The 14,512-nt window shown below is 74.6% G+C and carries 13 protein-coding genes and 1 pseudogene; 8 read left to right on the top strand and 6 right to left on the bottom strand.

What is annotated here, in order from left to right:
* Window positions 1-283: 283 nt before the first annotated feature.
* On the bottom strand, window positions 284-1,777 hold the full coding sequence (locus tag RIN80_RS18160; RefSeq protein WP_309096647.1) for a helix-turn-helix domain-containing protein: 1,494 nt from the start codon (window positions 1,775-1,777) through the stop codon (window positions 284-286).
* Between the two features lie 140 nt (window positions 1,778-1,917).
* On the opposite strand from RIN80_RS18160, the gene RIN80_RS18165 reads away from it, so the two are divergent.
* The 5 genes and pseudogenes from RIN80_RS18165 to RIN80_RS18185 all read left to right on the top strand — a co-directional run.
* A complete protein-coding gene (locus RIN80_RS18165) occupies window positions 1,918-2,538 on the top strand; it encodes an L-threonylcarbamoyladenylate synthase (RefSeq protein WP_309096648.1) in 621 nt (206 codons plus the stop codon).
* A gap of 143 nt (window positions 2,539-2,681) precedes the next feature.
* Window positions 2,682-3,437: a dienelactone hydrolase family protein gene (locus RIN80_RS18170; protein WP_309096649.1), complete on the top strand. Its 756-nt coding sequence runs from the start codon at window positions 2,682-2,684 to the stop codon at window positions 3,435-3,437.
* Between the two features lie 121 nt (window positions 3,438-3,558).
* Window positions 3,559-4,392, top strand: a complete 834-nt coding sequence (locus tag RIN80_RS18175) for an MHYT domain-containing protein (protein ID WP_309096650.1) — start codon at window positions 3,559-3,561, stop codon at window positions 4,390-4,392.
* 45 nt (window positions 4,393-4,437) lie between these two features.
* Window positions 4,438-5,943, top strand: coding sequence for a metallophosphoesterase (locus RIN80_RS18180; RefSeq protein ID WP_309096651.1), 1,506 nt, complete (start codon window positions 4,438-4,440; stop codon window positions 5,941-5,943).
* Window positions 5,944-5,994: 51 nt separating this feature from the next.
* A pseudogene (locus RIN80_RS18185) lies at window positions 5,995-6,279 on the top strand (LLM class flavin-dependent oxidoreductase); the annotation flags it as partial.
* A 4-nt stretch (window positions 6,280-6,283) separates the two neighbouring features.
* On the opposite strand, the gene RIN80_RS18190 reads toward RIN80_RS18185, so the two are convergent.
* Entirely contained in the window at window positions 6,284-7,258 is a 975-nt protein-coding gene (locus tag RIN80_RS18190; RefSeq protein WP_309096652.1) for a TauD/TfdA family dioxygenase, read from the bottom strand.
* A gap of 262 nt (window positions 7,259-7,520) precedes the next feature.
* On the opposite strand from RIN80_RS18190, the gene RIN80_RS18195 reads away from it, so the two are divergent.
* Both RIN80_RS18195 and RIN80_RS18200 read left to right on the top strand, forming a co-directional pair.
* Window positions 7,521-8,351, top strand: a complete 831-nt coding sequence (locus RIN80_RS18195; protein WP_309096653.1) for an aldo/keto reductase — start codon at window positions 7,521-7,523, stop codon at window positions 8,349-8,351.
* Window positions 8,352-8,389: 38 nt separating this feature from the next.
* The gene (locus tag RIN80_RS18200; protein WP_309096654.1) at window positions 8,390-9,001 is read left to right on the top strand and encodes a DNA polymerase ligase N-terminal domain-containing protein; all 612 of its coding nucleotides are present in this window, start codon (window positions 8,390-8,392) and stop codon (window positions 8,999-9,001) included.
* A gap of 25 nt (window positions 9,002-9,026) precedes the next feature.
* On the opposite strand, the gene RIN80_RS18205 is transcribed toward RIN80_RS18200, so the two are convergent.
* From RIN80_RS18205 to RIN80_RS18220, 4 genes are all read right to left on the bottom strand, one after another.
* Entirely contained in the window at window positions 9,027-11,369 is a 2,343-nt protein-coding gene (locus RIN80_RS18205; protein WP_309096655.1) for a SpoIIE family protein phosphatase, read from the bottom strand.
* A 75-nt stretch (window positions 11,370-11,444) separates the two neighbouring features.
* A complete protein-coding gene (locus tag RIN80_RS18210) occupies window positions 11,445-11,912 on the bottom strand; it encodes a peroxiredoxin (RefSeq protein WP_309096656.1) in 468 nt (155 codons plus the stop codon).
* Complete coding sequence (locus RIN80_RS18215; RefSeq protein ID WP_309096657.1) at window positions 11,909-12,289, bottom strand: DoxX family protein; 381 nt, start codon at window positions 12,287-12,289, stop codon at window positions 11,909-11,911. The genes RIN80_RS18210 and RIN80_RS18215 overlap by 4 nt, the downstream gene beginning before the upstream one ends.
* 50 nt (window positions 12,290-12,339) lie before the next feature.
* Complete coding sequence (locus RIN80_RS18220) at window positions 12,340-13,101, bottom strand: helix-turn-helix transcriptional regulator (protein ID WP_309096658.1); 762 nt, start codon at window positions 13,099-13,101, stop codon at window positions 12,340-12,342.
* Window positions 13,102-13,227: 126 nt separating this feature from the next.
* On the opposite strand from RIN80_RS18220, the gene RIN80_RS18225 reads away from it, so the two are divergent.
* Complete coding sequence (locus tag RIN80_RS18225; protein WP_309096659.1) at window positions 13,228-14,385, top strand: MFS transporter; 1,158 nt, start codon at window positions 13,228-13,230, stop codon at window positions 14,383-14,385.
* The last annotated feature ends 127 nt before the right edge of the window (window positions 14,386-14,512 follow it).

Consider the following 14,512-nt stretch of genomic DNA (forward strand, 5'->3'; position numbering starts at 1 on the left):
TGCGGCAGGTGCCGTCGTTCATCGCCTTCGGCTGGCAGGAGATCCCGGTCCGGCTCCGCGGCTGAGGCAGCCGGACGCACGGGCGGCGCGCGGGAGCGCGACCGGTCCCCCGTTCCGGTCGGGCCCCCGCGATGCCTCGAACCTACGTCCAGGTCCGAGGCCGTGTGAACCGCGTCGATGCCCGTTGCGCGCTCAAGAGGGCTCACCCGTGCACAGCTGAGTCCGGATGGCCCCGTTTCGTCCCGCCGGACCCCTCCAACCGCTTGCCCGGGAGGCGGACCGCTCAGGGGCGGGGGTGCAGCGGCGGCAGGTCGAGGTCGCCCAGGGCGAGGTGAGCCAGCACGACTTCGTACAGGTCGCTCCCGGCGGCCAGCAGCTGGCGCTCCAGCAGCGGCTCGGCGCCGCGGACGTGTTCGCGCACGGTCTGGGCGTGCACGCCCAGTGTCTGCGCGGCCCGTTCGGCGTTGCCGCCCGCGGCGATCCAGGCGCGCAGCGTCCGGCGCGGGTTCCTGGCGTCCGAGTCCAGGCGGCCCAGCAGGTCCCGGGCCCAGGTGTGCAGGGCGGGCCCGGACAGCAGGTCGGCGAGGTGCGGTCCGGGAGCGCGGGTGTCGCTCGCGTCCGGGGCGTCGGCCAGCCCGATCTGCGTGTTGAGCGCCAGGAGGACCACGGCCCGGACGGTGAGGTCGGCGAAGTCGGTGCCGAGCAGGGCCTCGACGCGTTCCATGCGGGCGCGGACGGTGTTGCGGCTGACGCCGAGGACCTTGGCGGCTGCGACCGCGGTGAACTCCAGACCGAGGCGGCTGGTGGCCAGCAGCTCGGCGCGGGTGTGGTGCGGCAGGGTGTCCAGCGGGCGCAGCAGCCGGGCCGTCCAGGCGCGCAACGCCGCCGGGTCCATCAGGCGTTCGGGATGGGTGCGCTCGGCGTACAGGGCCGTCTTGTCGGGCCGGAAGTGCGCCACGGCGAGGGCGCTGACGGCCTGCCCGTAGGCGGTGGCGGTCCGGGCGAGGCTCTGCCGGACGCTGCCGCCCAGGTAGGTGTCCCGGTGCCGTCCGACCAGGGACTTCAGGGCGTCACCGGTGGTCTCGCGCGGGCTGACGACGATCACGTGCCCGTCCATGGCCGGGCACCGCACGACCAGGGCGCTCTCCCTGGTGTGGTCCAGGCAGTCCTCGATGACGCGCTCACGGGCGGCGGGGTCGGACTCGACGACGTACACGCAGGCGGTGTCGGTGTCGAGGAGGCCGGGCCAGAGTCCGGCGGCGACCCGGCGGGCGGCGACGGTGTCCTCGACCATCAGCAGCTGCAGGATGGCCAGGCGCAGGTCGGAGGTGGCGCGTCGGAGCCGGTGCCCGGCGGCGGTCGACTCGCGGGCCGTCAGCAGCAGCTCGATCACCTGGGCGGTGTGCGTGACCATGTCGGAGGCCCGCCGGTCGAAGGGAGCGGACCGGGAGACGGCCAGGACACAGGCGTGGGAGGGGTGCTCCACCCGGACCAGGCGCAGGTGGTGCTCGCGGCTCTCCCAGGCGGCGGAGGCGATCCGGCCGGCGGTGATGTCCGCGACGAGGTCCTCGTCGAGGGTGAGCCGGGTTCCGGCGAGGAGGTTCCCGGCGGCGTCCTGCAGGGCCACCGACCCGTCCACGGCGCCGGCGAGCCACGCGACGACCCTGCCGACGTCCCGTCCGGCCGGCCGCAGGTGTGCGAGCAGTTCCCGCGCCCACGCCGGACTCGCCTCGGCCCGCGTCCGCCGCTGCCGGTTCCCGTCCTCTCGGCCAGCCACTCGCGCCTTCCCCTCCCTCCTCGCACCGTCTTCGGCGCACCGCCCGGGGACGTTACCCCAGCCGTCCCCGGGCAGCCGCCCGCGGTCCCGGGCACCCCTGCCTGCGTCACCGGCCCGCACGGGCGGCTTAAGCTCGGCGGATGGCGAAGTACTACGACGTGCACCCCGACAACCCCCAGCCGCGCACCATCGGCCAGATCGCCGACAGCATCCGCGCGGACGCCCTTGTCGCCTACCCCACGGACTCCTGTTACGCACTCGGCTGCCGTCTGGGCAGCCGGGACGGCATCGACCGGATCCGCGCGATCCGCAAGCTGGACGACCGGCACCACTTCACTCTCGTGTGCCAGGACTTCGCGCAGCTCGGCCAGTTCGTGCGCATCGACAACGACGTGTTCCGCGCGATCAAGGCGTCGACGCCCGGCAGCTACACGTTCATCCTGCCGGCGACGCGGGAGGTGCCGCGCATGCTGCAGCACCCCAAGAAGAAGACGGTCGGGGTGCGGATCCCCGACCACGTGGTCACCCAGGCCCTGCTCGCCGAGCTCGGTGAGCCGCTGCTGTCCAGCACCCTGCTGCTGCCCGGCGAGGACGAGCCGATGACGCAGGGCTGGGAGATCAAGGACGAACTCGACCACGTCCTGGACGCGGTGGTCGACTCCGGTGAGTGCGGCACCGAGCCGACGACGGTCATCGACTTCTCCGGCGGGGAGGCCGAGATCGTGCGGCGGGGCGCGGGCGACACCTCACGGTTCGAGTAAAGGGCGCCCCAAGGGCCGTTCACGGTTGGGCCACCGGGTCGGGGGTGGGCGAAATGCCCCGGGAACGCCGTGCCACGATGACCATGATCCGCCCGGTCACGCGGACGGGTTCCTGGCCCCACCCCCCGTAGAGAGGCCCCGCTATGACCGCCGTACAGGGAACCGCCGTCGACGTCCCCACCGAGGACGGCACCGCCGACGCCTATCTGGCCCACCCGGCCGACGGGGCCGCCCATCCGGCGGTCCTGGTCTTCATGGACGCCTTCGGTCTGCGTCCGCAACTGCGGTCCATGGCGGACCGGCTGGCCGGTGAGGGTTACACGGTGCTGGTGCCCAACGTGTTCCACCGGGCCGGACGCGCCCCGCTGTTCGACCTGCCCGAGTTCATCGACCCCGGGGCGCGGCCGGAGCTGTTCGAGCGGATCACGCCGGTCATGCGGGCCCTGACGAACGACCTGGCGATGCGGGACGCCGGGGCGTATCTGCGCTGGCTGGCCGATTCACCGGTGGCGGCCGACGGTCCGGTGGCGCTGACCGGCTACTGCATGGGCGCCCGCCTGTCGCTGCTCACCGCCGGCACCTACCCGGAGCGGGTCGCCGCCGCCGCCGGCTTCCACGGCGGGCGGCTGGCCACGGACACGCCCGACAGCCCGCACCTGGTGGCCGGCGACATCACCGCCGAGCTGTACTTCGGCCACGCCGACCAGGACCCGTCCCTGCCGCCGGAGCAGATCGAGCGCCTGGAGGAGGCCCTGACCGCGGCGGGTGTCCGCCACCACTGCGAGGTGTACGCCGGCGCGCCCCACGGCTTCACCCAGGCCGACACGGCGTCGTACCACGAGGAGGGCGACCGGCGGCACTGGGCGGCGCTGCTGGACCTGCTGAAGCGCACCTTCTGACCCCGTTCGCCCCCTGTGCGCACGGGAGTTGCCGCCCTACCGGTGACAAGGGCTTGCTCCCGGCGGTCCCTGCGCGTAGACCTTGCGGGACACCAGCCGTGACTCTGGGGGGAGTTGACGCATGGACGGCACGGTCGAGGGGTTCCGCTACGGTGCGGTGACCCCGGTCGCGGCCTATCTGATGGCCTGTCTCGGCGGGGCGCTGGGGCTGCGGTGCATCGTGCGCTCGCTGCTCGACGCGCGCTCGTGGAAGCCGGGCTGGCTGGCGTTGGGCGCCGCCTCCATCGGGTGCGGCATCTGGACGATGCACTTCATCGCCATGACCGGTTTCCATGTCGAGGAGACCCGGGTCCGGTACGACCCGGCCACGACGGTGCTCAGCCTCGTGGTGGCCGTCGTCGTGGTCGGCGCCGGCGTGTTCGCCGTCGGCTACCGCGGCCCGGACGCCCGCACGCTGGCGGTGGCGGGGACCGTCACCGGCCTGGGCATCGCGTGCATGCACTACCTGGGCATGGCGGCGATGCGCCTGGACGGCGACATCGGCTACGACCCGGTGGGCGTCGTGCTGTCCGTGCTGATCGCCGTCGCCGCCGCGACCGCCGCGCTCTGGTCGGCCGTCACGGTCCGGGGCATGGGGACGAGCCTCGGGGCGAGCCTGGTGATGGGGGTGGCGGTGTCCGGGATGCACTACACGGGGATGGCCGCCGTCAGCGTCCACGTGCACGACACCACGGGCGGCACCTGGGCCGGCGAGTCGCCGATATCGCTGCTGCTGCCGATGCTGCTGGGGCCGGTCGTCTTCCTGCTGCTGGCCGGTGTCGTGGTGATGTTCGATCCGCTGCTGGTCCTGGGCGAACGGCCGGCCGCACCCGCGCCCGGCGCTCCGCCCGCCGGCTCCGCACCGCCGCCGCGCCCTTCGTGGCGCCGGTCGGCCGCACCTCCGCGCAGGCGGTGAGCACCCGCCACCAGCGGCCCCAGGACCGGTTGTTACCGTGCACCGGTGCCCGACTCCTCACGTGACACACCCGAAGGCGCCGGCTGGGGCCCCGCCGAACGCGGCGCGTACCAGCGGCTGTTGCCGGCGAGGACCGAGAAGATCTCCTGGCTCGATCCCCGGATGCTGTGGGCGGCCCGCAACGGCGTGCTGGCCTCCTGGTTCGGGGACCCCACCGGGCGGACCCGGAGCCGCTGGGTGGCACAGCGCGAGGCCGCCGGGGCACCGGCCGGCAAGGTGATCCGCCGCGACGACCCGGACCGGTTCTCCTTCCTGGTCATCGGTGACACCGGCGAGGGCGACGACCCCCAGTACGCCGTGGTGCCCGGCTTGCTGACGGCCGGCGGGGACACGCGGTTCGCGGTCCTCGCCAGTGACGTGATCTACCCGGTGGGCAGCGCGGACGACTACGGCGCCAAGTTCTTCCGCCCGTACCGGGACTACCCGGCGCCGATCTACGCGATACCCGGCAACCACGACTGGTACGAGGACCTCGGCGGCTTCATGCGCGTCTTCTGCGGCGACGCCCCGCCGCTGCCGCCCGAGCCCCGGCCCCGGCCGCTGACCCGGGCCTGGTTGCGGTCGCTGCTGTGGCACCGGCCGCGACCGGACGACGGACGGCGCCTCGCCGAGGCCCGCGCGCTGCGGCCGGCTCCCGTCCAGCAGGCCGTCCAGCCGGGCCCGTACTGGGCGATCGACGCCGGGCCGGTCCGGATCGTCGGCATCGACACCGGCCTGCTCGGCACGCTCGACGCCGAGCAGGGCGCCTGGCTGCGCGAGGTCTCCGCCGGGTCCCGTCCGAAGATCCTGGTCACCGGCTCGCCCCTGTACGTGGACGGCCGGCACGAGCCGTGCGCCATCGAGGGCGGCGGCACGGTCGACGACATCGTCCGCGATCCGGCCCACCACTACGTGGCGGCGATCGGCGGCGACATCCACAACTACCAGCGCTACCCGGTCCGGCTGGACGACGGGCGCACGCTCCAGTACGTCGTCGCGGGCGGCGGCGGGGCGTTCATGCACGCCACCCACACCATCCCGCGCGTCGCCGTCGCCGGCGTCACCGAGGACGACTTCCGCTGCTACCCACTGCGCGGCGACTCCCTCGCCTTCTACAGCCGCCTCTACGGCCGCCGGCTGCGCCTGCGCCGCTTCTTCACGCTCACCGAGGCGGAGGCGACGGCCGTGATCGCCGAGCGTCTGGGCATCCGGCCCGCGCGCACACCGGGCACCCCGGCCCGTGTCACCCGGCGGGCCCGGCTGGTCGCGGGGCTGCTGGGCACCGGCCGCCGCCCCGGAAAGGCCAGGCGGTTCCGGCTGCCGGTGCGGAAGATCCACACGTCGTTGTTCTCGCCGGGCTCGGCGACGTACAGCCCGCCGTTCTTCAAGTGCTTCCTGCGGCTGGACGTCTCGCCGGAGTCGGTCCGGCTGCGCTGCTACGCGGCCACCGGCAACCGGGCCCAGGAGATCGACCCGCCCGTCGAGGACGAGGTGACGATTCCGCTGCGCTGACGGGCGGGAGACGGGAACAGCGGGGGCGCCGCCGGGTGGGCACAGCCATAGGACTCCGCCTCGCCCGAACAGCGCGCCCGGTACGCGGAGTACGCCGCCCTGCGCACCCCGCGCACGGCCGAGCCGCAGGGCCCGGCGCGGCTGCTGTTCGCGCCGGACCTGGTGGGCACCTCGGCGGAGATCGCCGAGCGGCTGCACGCGCACGCCGCGTTCCGGGAGGTGGACGAAGTCGCGTTCGCGCTGCCGTTCACCTTCGAGCACGAGGACTACGTGCAGATCCTCACGGACATGGCGACGAAGCTCGGCCCGGCCCTGGGCCGCCGGCCCGCCGCCTGACGCGTCACCAGCGCCCGGGCTCGCTGCCGGTGATCGCCTGCGAAGGCGTGCCGTCCACCCCGGCCGGCACGTCCCCGGCGAGCATCACCCGGTGCATGATCCGCGGGTGGTCGAGGTGGGCGGTGTCGCCGGGGGCCAGGTGCATCGTGGCGCGGTTGTCCCAGAAGGCCACGCTGCCCGGCTCCCAGCGGAACCGGACCGTGTACTCGGGCCGGACCGCCTGTTCCAGCAGCAGCTCCAGGATCGCGCTGCTCTCGGGCCGGGAGAGGCCGGCGATCTGCTCGACGTAGTAGCCGTTGACGTACAGGATCCGCTCGCCCGTCTCGGGGTGGACGCGCACCAGGGGGTGCAGGGAGGCGACCTGGCGGTCCAGCAGGTGGCGGACGTAGGCGTCGTCGCCGGGCCGGGGCTGGTAGCCGACGCCGAGCCGGTGCTCGGCCCGCAGCCCGTCGACGAACCGTCGCAGCGGCGCGGACAGCCCGGCGTACGCCGCCGCCAGATTGGCCCAGGTGGTGTCGCCGCCGTAGGGCGGGACGGTCTGCGCGCGCAGGATCGTCGCGGCGGGAGGGTCGACCCGGGCGCCGTGGTCGCAGTGCCAGCCCCGCAGCAGGGTGTGGCGGCGCCGGGCCAGCCACTCGTCGTGCTCCATGCCGTACCGCCCGCCCAGTTCCAGCCGGTCGGCGGTCGTCTCGATCTCGGGGAAGTCCGGCGGCGACGCCTTGCCGCGCCGTGGCAGCACCACCGGCTGGCCGAACCGCCGCGCGAACGCCACGTGCCCGGCGTGGTCCAGCCGCTGGCCCCGGAAGAACACGACCTTCCACCGCAGCACCGCCGCCCTGATCGCGGCGACCACCGTGTCGTCGAGCTCGCCGGCCAGATCGACGCCGTGGATCTCCGCCCCGATGTGGCCGGCGACCGGCTTCACCTCCACCCCGGCCTCCCGCACCGCCTCGTCCGTCGTCCGGCCGTCCGTCGTCATGAGCGCTCCGCTGGTCGTGGGCGTGGTCCGTCCCGGAGATCGTGACAGCGATCCCCGCCGGTGGCGACACCGCACCGCGTCGTCACACGGTGAACTCCCGGATCACGACGTCCCGGAACACCGCCCTGCCTTCCCTGGTGAACAGCGCGCGGGTGCCTCCGGACGGGCGACGGCCCAGGCGGTGTCCCCGCCGTCCGGTTGATCATTGCTCGCCCTGTCCGTGACGCTGGAGGGACGACACAGTCAACGGGAAGGTCCGACGGTGATCAGCATCCCGACGCACACGCTCAACGACGGCACGGCGCTCCCCGCCCTGGGCCTGGGCACCTGGCCACTCGGCGACGACGAGGCGCAGGCGGCGGTGGTCTCGGCCCTGGAGGCGGGCTACCGCCTGATCGACACGGCGACGAACTACCGCAACGAGAGGGGCGTCGGCCGGGCCGTGGCCGCCGGTGTGGTGCCGCGCGAGGAGATCGTCGTGACGACGAAGCTCCCGGGCCGCCACCACGGTTACGCGGAGACCCTCGCGTCCTTCGAGGAGTCCCGGGCCCGCCTCGGCCTGGACCGCGTCGACCTGTACCTGATCCACTGGCCGCTGCCCCGCGTGGACCGGTACGTCGACTCCTGGAAGGCCATGATCAAGCTGCGCGAGGACGGACTGGTGCGGTCGATCGGCGTCTCGAACTTCACGGCCGGGCACATCGAGCGGCTGGAGAAGGAGACCGGGGTGCTGCCCTCGGTCAACCAGATCGAGCTGCACCCGCTCTGGCCGCAGGAGGAGCTGCGCGCCTTCCACGCCGCCAAGGGCATCGTCACCGAGAGCTGGAGCCCGCTGGGCCGGGGCACGCCCCTGCTGGAGGACCCGGCGGTGGCGCGGATCGCCGAGGCGCACGGGGTGAGTGCGGGGCAGGTGGTGCTGCGCTGGCACACGCAGCTCGGCGCGGTGCCCGTCCCGAAGTCGGCGAGCCCCGAACGGCAGCGCGCCAACCTCGACGTGTTCGGCTTCGAGCTGAGCGAGGACGAGATGACCGCGGTCGCGGACCGGGCGCGGCGACGGCTCGGCGGTGACCCCGAGGTGCACGAGGAGTTCTGACGGGTACCCGGGGCCGGCCGGGCAGGAGGGAGCCGCACGTGGCCGATCGGGACCGGTTGCGGGAGTACCGCGGCGAGCGTGACTTCGAACGGACCGGGGAGCCCCGGGGCAGCGGGGCCTCCCGCGCGGACCGGCCCCGGTTCGTGGTGCAGATCCACGACGCGAGCACGATGCACTTCGACTTCCGGCTCCAGGTCGGCGACGTGCTGAAGTCCTGGTCGATCCCCAAGGGCCCCTCGGCGGACCCGAAGGACAAGCGGCTGGCCGTGCCCACGGAGGACCATCCGCTGGAGTACGAGCGGTTCGAGGGCGTGATCCCCCGCGGCGAGTACGGCGGCGGCACGGTCATCGTCTGGGACCACGGCACCTACGAGCCGCTCAGCCACGACCGCGGGGGGCGGCCCGTGGACTTCGCGGAGTCGCTGGAGCACGGGCACGCCACGTTCCGGCTGCACGGGTCGAAGCTGCGCGGCGCGTACGCCCTGACCCGTTTCCGCGGCGGCCGGGGCGGCGCCGGCGAGGAGGCGTGGCTGCTGGTCAAGCGGGCCGGCGACACCGGCGGGCCGGGCGCCCCCGATCCGCGCCGGGCCCGTTCCGCGAAGTCCGGCCGCACCCTCGGCCAGGTCGCCTCGGACGCGGCGCGCCGGTGAGGTCCCCGGCCGGGCCTCGGCCCGGTCAGAGCAGCGGCGTGAGGGGCTGCTCGCACCAGATGGTCTTGCCGCGCGTGGTCTGCCGGCTGCCCCAGCGCTGGGTGAGCTGGGCGACCAGCAGCAGTCCCCGTCCGCCCTCGTCGTCCTGGTGGGCCCGCCGCAGGTGCGGAGAGGTCGAACTGCCGTCGGAGACCTCGCAGATGAGGGTCCGGTCGCGGATCAGCCGGAGCTGGATGGGCGCGGCGCCGTAGCGGATGGCGTTGGTGACCAGTTCGCTGACGACGAGTTCGGTGACGAAGGCCGTCTCCTCCAGGCCCCACGCGGTGAGCTGCTCGGTCGCTGCCTGCCGGGTGGCGGCCACCTGCGCGGGATCCGATGTCACGTCCCAGGTGGCGACCTGGTCCGCGCCGAGCGCCCGGGTGCGGGCCAGCAGCAGGGCCACGTCGTCGCCGGGCACCTCCGGCAGGACCGACTTCAGCACGGTGTCGCAGAGGGCGTCGAGCGAGTCGGCGGGGACGGTCAGGGCGCGGCACAGCTCGTCGGTGGCGTGGTCGACGTCGCGGTCGCGGTCCTCGACGAGGCCGTCGGTGTAGAGGGCGACGAGGGAGCCCTCGGGCAGCTGGAGCTCCGTCGCCTCGAACGGCAGCCCTCCGACGCCCAGCGGGGGCCCCGCGCTCATGGGGATCAGCCGGGCGGAGCCGTCGGGCAGCATCAGGGCGGGGGCGGGGTGCCCCGCGGCGGCCAGGTTCAGCCGGCGCGTGACGGGGTCGTAGACGGCGTAGAGGCAGGTCGCGCCCAGCTCCGGCACCTCTTCGCCCTCGTCGTCGGAGGCGAGGTGGGTGACCAGGTCGTCGAGGTGGGTGAGGAGTTCGTCCGGCGGCAGGTCCACGTCGGCGAGGGTGCGGACGGCCGTGACCAGCCGGCCCATGGTCGCCGAGGAGGGGATGCCGTGGCCGACGACGTCGCCGACGACCAGCGCCACGCGGCTGCCGGACAGCGGGATCACGTCGAACCAGTCGCCGCCGATCCCGGCCGCCGAGCCGGAGGGCAGATAGCGGTGGGCCACCTCGACGGCGGCCTGGCCCGGCAGGCCCTTGGGGAGCAGGCTGTGCTGCAGGGCCAGGGCGGTGGTGCGTTCGCGGGCGAAGCGGCGGGCGTTGTCGACGCAGACGGCGGCCCGGCTGGCGAGTTCCTCGGCGAAGACGGCGTCGTCCTCGCCGTAGTCGTCCGGCTGGTGGATGCGCACGGCGACGGCGACTCCGAGGGTGGTACCGCGGGCCCGCAGCGGCACGGCCATCATCGAGTGCGCGCCCAGCCGGTAGGGGCGTCCGCCGGGGGCGCGGGCGTTGCGCTCGGCGACCCAGCGCATGAAGGACGGCTCCCCGGCCTGGCTGATGACGGCCCGGCCCTCCCGCATGGCGCGGGCGATGGGCGAGAAGGAGGGGTAGACGTCGACGTCTCCGAGGTGGACGGCGGCCTCCGGGGTTCCGTCGAGGGCCGAGCCGTGGGCGACGCGGCGCAGCGAGATCTCCTCGGCGGCGACCGTGGGCGGCTCGTCCGCGCCGAGGACCCAGTCGAACAGGTCGACGCTCGCGAAGCCGGCGAACCGGGGCACGACGACCTCGACCAGTTCCTCGGCGGTGCGCACCACGTCCAGGGTGGTGCCGATGGCGGCCGCGGCCTCGTTCAGCAGGGCCAGCCGCTGCCGCGCCCAGTACTGCTCGGTGCTGTCGAACGCGGCCAGCGCGGTGCCGACGAGTTCCCCGGAGGCGTCCCGGACCGGCCACATCTCGGTGACCCAGGCGTGCTCGCGGTTCAGGGCCGGTGCGCCGGTGTAGCTCTCGTAGCGCAGCGGCCGGCCCGTCTCGACGACATGGCGCAGATGCCAGTTGAAGCCGCGGCTGTGCTCCGCCTCCTCCACCGTCTCCGGGAAGTGCCGGCCGAGCAGGCTCTCCTCGGACACGCCCATCACATGGCAGGCGGCGTCGTTCAGCCGCAGGTAGCGCTGGCCGGTGTCGAAGAGGGACATCGAGATGGACGCCTGCTGGAACGCGCGGCCCGCGAGCGAGGTCTCCGCCCGGCCGGGCGGCGCCGCGGTGATCACATAGCCGCCGGGGTGCCCGTCCCGCCCCGTCACGGGGCAGGCCTTGACACGGATGCCGACCAGGTAGCCCTCGCGGTGGCGCACCATGACGGTGCCCGACCGCGCCGACAGCGCCTCGGGCGGCACCTCCTCGGCGAGCAGCTCCCGTACGGCCCGGCCCACGGCTTCCGCGGACGGATAGCCGGTCAGCCGCCGGGCACCGTCGCTCCATCCCGTCACGATGCCGCGGGCGTCGATGATCGCAGCGGCGGAGGCGTCCTCCATATCGTCCAGGATCATCCCTTTGCGGCCCGGTATCAACCGCGTGGCCGCATGCGGGACGGGGCCGGCCCCGGGCGGTCAGCCCCGCGCGGACCGCAGCGCGGCGAGCGCCCGGTCGGCGTGCGCGTTCATGCGCAGCTCGCTGCGGACGACGTCCAGGACGGTGAAGTCCCGCGCTATGACGAACGTGGTGCGCCTGGTGGGGGCCGGGGAGAAACCGCGCTTCACGCCGAACCGCGCGCGGACCGTGCCGTCGGCGTCGGAGAGCAGCGGCATGCCGAGGGCGTGCCGCCCGGCGAACTCCTGCTGCCGTTCGACGGCGTCGCCGCTGATGCCGACGGGCCGCGCGCCGACGGCGGAGAACTCGGCGGCGAGGTCACGGAAGCGGCAGGCCTGGGCGGTGCAGCCGGGGGTGAGGGCGGCCGGGTAGAAGAAGAGCACGACCGGCCCCTCGGCGAGCAGTCCGGACAGGCTGCGTTCGGTGCCGGTCTCGTCGGGCAGGGCGAAGTCCTCGACCGTGTCCCCGGTCTCCACGCGCGCGGTCACGACCGGCCCTGCGCGTTCCGCGCGACACCGCGCGCCCACAGCACGAGGGGCACCTGAAGGGGCAGCCGGCCGAAGGCCGCGGCCTTCTGCGGGGTGGGGCGGTGGCGCCAGTCGGCGGCCATCTTCACGTTGGCGGGGAACACCCCGACGAAGAACGCGGCCGTGGCCAGCGCGGCCGCCCTGCGGGTCCGGGGCACCGCGAGACCGGCGGCCAGGGCCAGCTCGGCGACCCCGCTGGCGTACGTCCAGGTCCGGGGCCTGCCCGGCAGTCCGCTCGGGATGGTCGCGTCGAAGGGACGGGGTGCGGCGAAGTGGGCGACACCCGCGGTGGCCAGCAGGCCGGCGAGCAGCAGGGGCGAGCGTTCGGACCGGGGCACGGTTCCTCCTCTGGGGGCCTGCCGCGCGATATTACTGGACGGTAGGCAGATCAGTGCTCCCGGCCCCGCGAGCGCCGGTGGTGAGTGCCGGGCGTGTAGCCGAACGAGCGGCGGAAGACCTCGATGAACGCGCTGGCGGAGGACCAGCCACAGCGGTGGGCGACGGTGGTGACGGGCATACCGTCGGCCAGCATCCGCAGCGCGTGGTAGAGCCGCGACTGGGTGCGCCACTGCGGGAAGGTCATACCGAACTCGGTCCGGAACAGCCGGCTGAGGGTCCGTTCCCCCACACCGGTCGCGGCACCCAGCGCGCCGAGGGTGCGCGGGTCGGCCGGGTCGGCGTGCACGAGCGCGCAGACGGCGGCCAGCCGGGGGTCGGTGGGAGCGGGCAGACGCAGCGGCTGCTGGGGCGAGAGGCGCAACTGGTCGCGCAGCACGGCACGCAACCGCCGCCGCTCGGGGGTGTCGTCGCCGGGGTCGCGGGTGTAGGCGAGGATCAGCTCGCGCAGCAGCGGGCCGACGGCGAGGACGGCCGGATGGTCCAGGCCGAGGGGGTTGTCGCCGGCGGGCAGACCGACCAGGTGCAGGTCGAGGCGGCCGTGAGCGCGGTGGGCGTGCACGGTGCCGGCCGGGATCCACAGGGCGCGGGTGCCGGGAGCGAACCAGGTGCCGGCGTCGGTGATGACCTCGACGACGCCGGAGCCCGCGTAGACGATCTGGTGGTCGTCGTGCCGGTGCGCGTCGATGCGGTCGCCGGCGGCGAGCCGCCGGGCCCGGGTCGGCGCCGTCGAGGTGTGGCGGATGTTCGGCACAGTCCGGCAGATTATCGGAAGCGGGCCACCGGACCGGCGGGCGACGATCGCCGGGTGACCACTTCACGGCACAACCACGGCCGGAACCGTCGTCGCGGCCCGCGACCGGGGCGACCCGTCGCCTGGATGTCGACGGGCCACGCCTGTGTGGACGTCTACCAGGGGACCGTGGCCGCCCTGGTGCCGTACTTCGTCGCCGAGCGCGCCTACTCCTACGCCGCCGCGTCCGGTGTCGTCCTGGCGGCGTCCCTGCTGTCGTCGCTCGTGCAGCCGCTGTTCGGGGTGCTCACCGACCGGTGGGCGATGCCGTGGCTGCTGCCGCTGAGCGCGCTGACGGCGGGGGCGGGCGTCGCGCTGAGCGGGGTGACCGGCTCCTATGGTCCGACCCTGGCAGTGGTCGCGGTGTCGGGCGTGGGGGTGGCCGCCTACCACCCAAAGGCCGCCCGGGTGGCGCGGGCGGTGGCGGGCGGCCGTCACACCGGCATGGCCTGGTTCTCCTTCGGCGGCAACGCCGGTTTCGCCCTGGCGCCGCTGCTGGTCTTCGCCGTCATGGGGGTGGGCGGCCTGGACGCCTCTCCCCTGCTGGCCGTCCCGGCCGTGCTGGGCGCCGTGCTGTGCGCGGTGGCCGTGCGCTCGGCCGGCCCGGGCCGCGGCGGTGCGGACGCGCGGCCCGCGGCCGGCCGGGACGACTGGCCGTCCTTCCTGCGCCTGTCGGGTGCCGTGGTCTGCCGGTCGGTGGTGTTCGTCGGGCTCGGCGCGTTCGTCTCGCTGTACGCGCGTCAGCGCACCGGCGGTGGGGAGGCGGCCGGTACGGCGGCGCTGTTCGTCCTCTACGCCGGGGGTGCGGTGGGGACGCTGGCCGGGGGCCGGCTGGCCGAGCGGTACGGGCGGATGGCCGTGGTCCGCCGGTCGTACACCCTGACGGTCCTGGCCGTGGCCGGGCTGGTCCTGGTGCCCGGGCCGGTGGTGTACCTGTTCGCCGCGCTGACGTCGGCGGGCCTGTACGTGCCGTTCTCGCTGCACCTCACCCTGGGCCAGGACTTCCTGCCCCGGCGGACGGGCACCGCCGGCGGCGTCACGCTCGGCCTGGCGGTGAGCGTGGGCGGCCTCGCGACTCCCGCCATCGGGGCGCTGGCCGACGCGACCTCCCTGCGCACGGCGCTGCTGCCGTTGATCGCCCTGCCCGCCCTGGGACGGCTGCTGCTGTGCGGGCTGCGCGACCCCGCCCCACCGGGAGCGACGGCGGCCGAGCGGACGGACCCTCGCCACCCGGCGGCACGGTGACCCGGCGACACGGAGACCCGGTGACGCAGACCCGGCGCACTGAGGCCCGGGCCGCCCGGTCTCCCATCCCCGGCCGCGGCCACCGGAACAGTCGCGCCTCAGCCCTTCCCGGCCGCTCCGGCGGACC

The sequence above is a fragment of the Streptomyces sp. genome (genome assembly GCF_031181705.1).
GTDB lineage: Bacteria > Actinomycetota > Actinomycetes > Streptomycetales > Streptomycetaceae > Streptomyces.

Bases quoted from the DNA above. Each gene is read 5' to 3' on its own strand.
- RIN80_RS18205 (WP_309096655.1), bottom strand. From the start codon at position 11,369: ATGGAGGACGCCTCCGCCGCTGCGATCATCGACGCCCGCGGCATCGTG.
- RIN80_RS18175 (WP_309096650.1), top strand. From the start codon at position 3,559: ATGGACGGCACGGTCGAGGGGTTCCGCTACGGTGCGGTGACCCCGGTC.
- RIN80_RS18165 (WP_309096648.1), top strand. From the start codon at position 1,918: ATGGCGAAGTACTACGACGTGCACCCCGACAACCCCCAGCCGCGCACC.
- RIN80_RS18225 (WP_309096659.1), top strand. From the start codon at position 13,228: ATGTCGACGGGCCACGCCTGTGTGGACGTCTACCAGGGGACCGTGGCC.
- RIN80_RS18170 (WP_309096649.1), top strand. From the start codon at position 2,682: ATGACCGCCGTACAGGGAACCGCCGTCGACGTCCCCACCGAGGACGGC.
- RIN80_RS18190 (WP_309096652.1), bottom strand. From the start codon at position 7,258: ATGACGACGGACGGCCGGACGACGGACGAGGCGGTGCGGGAGGCCGGG.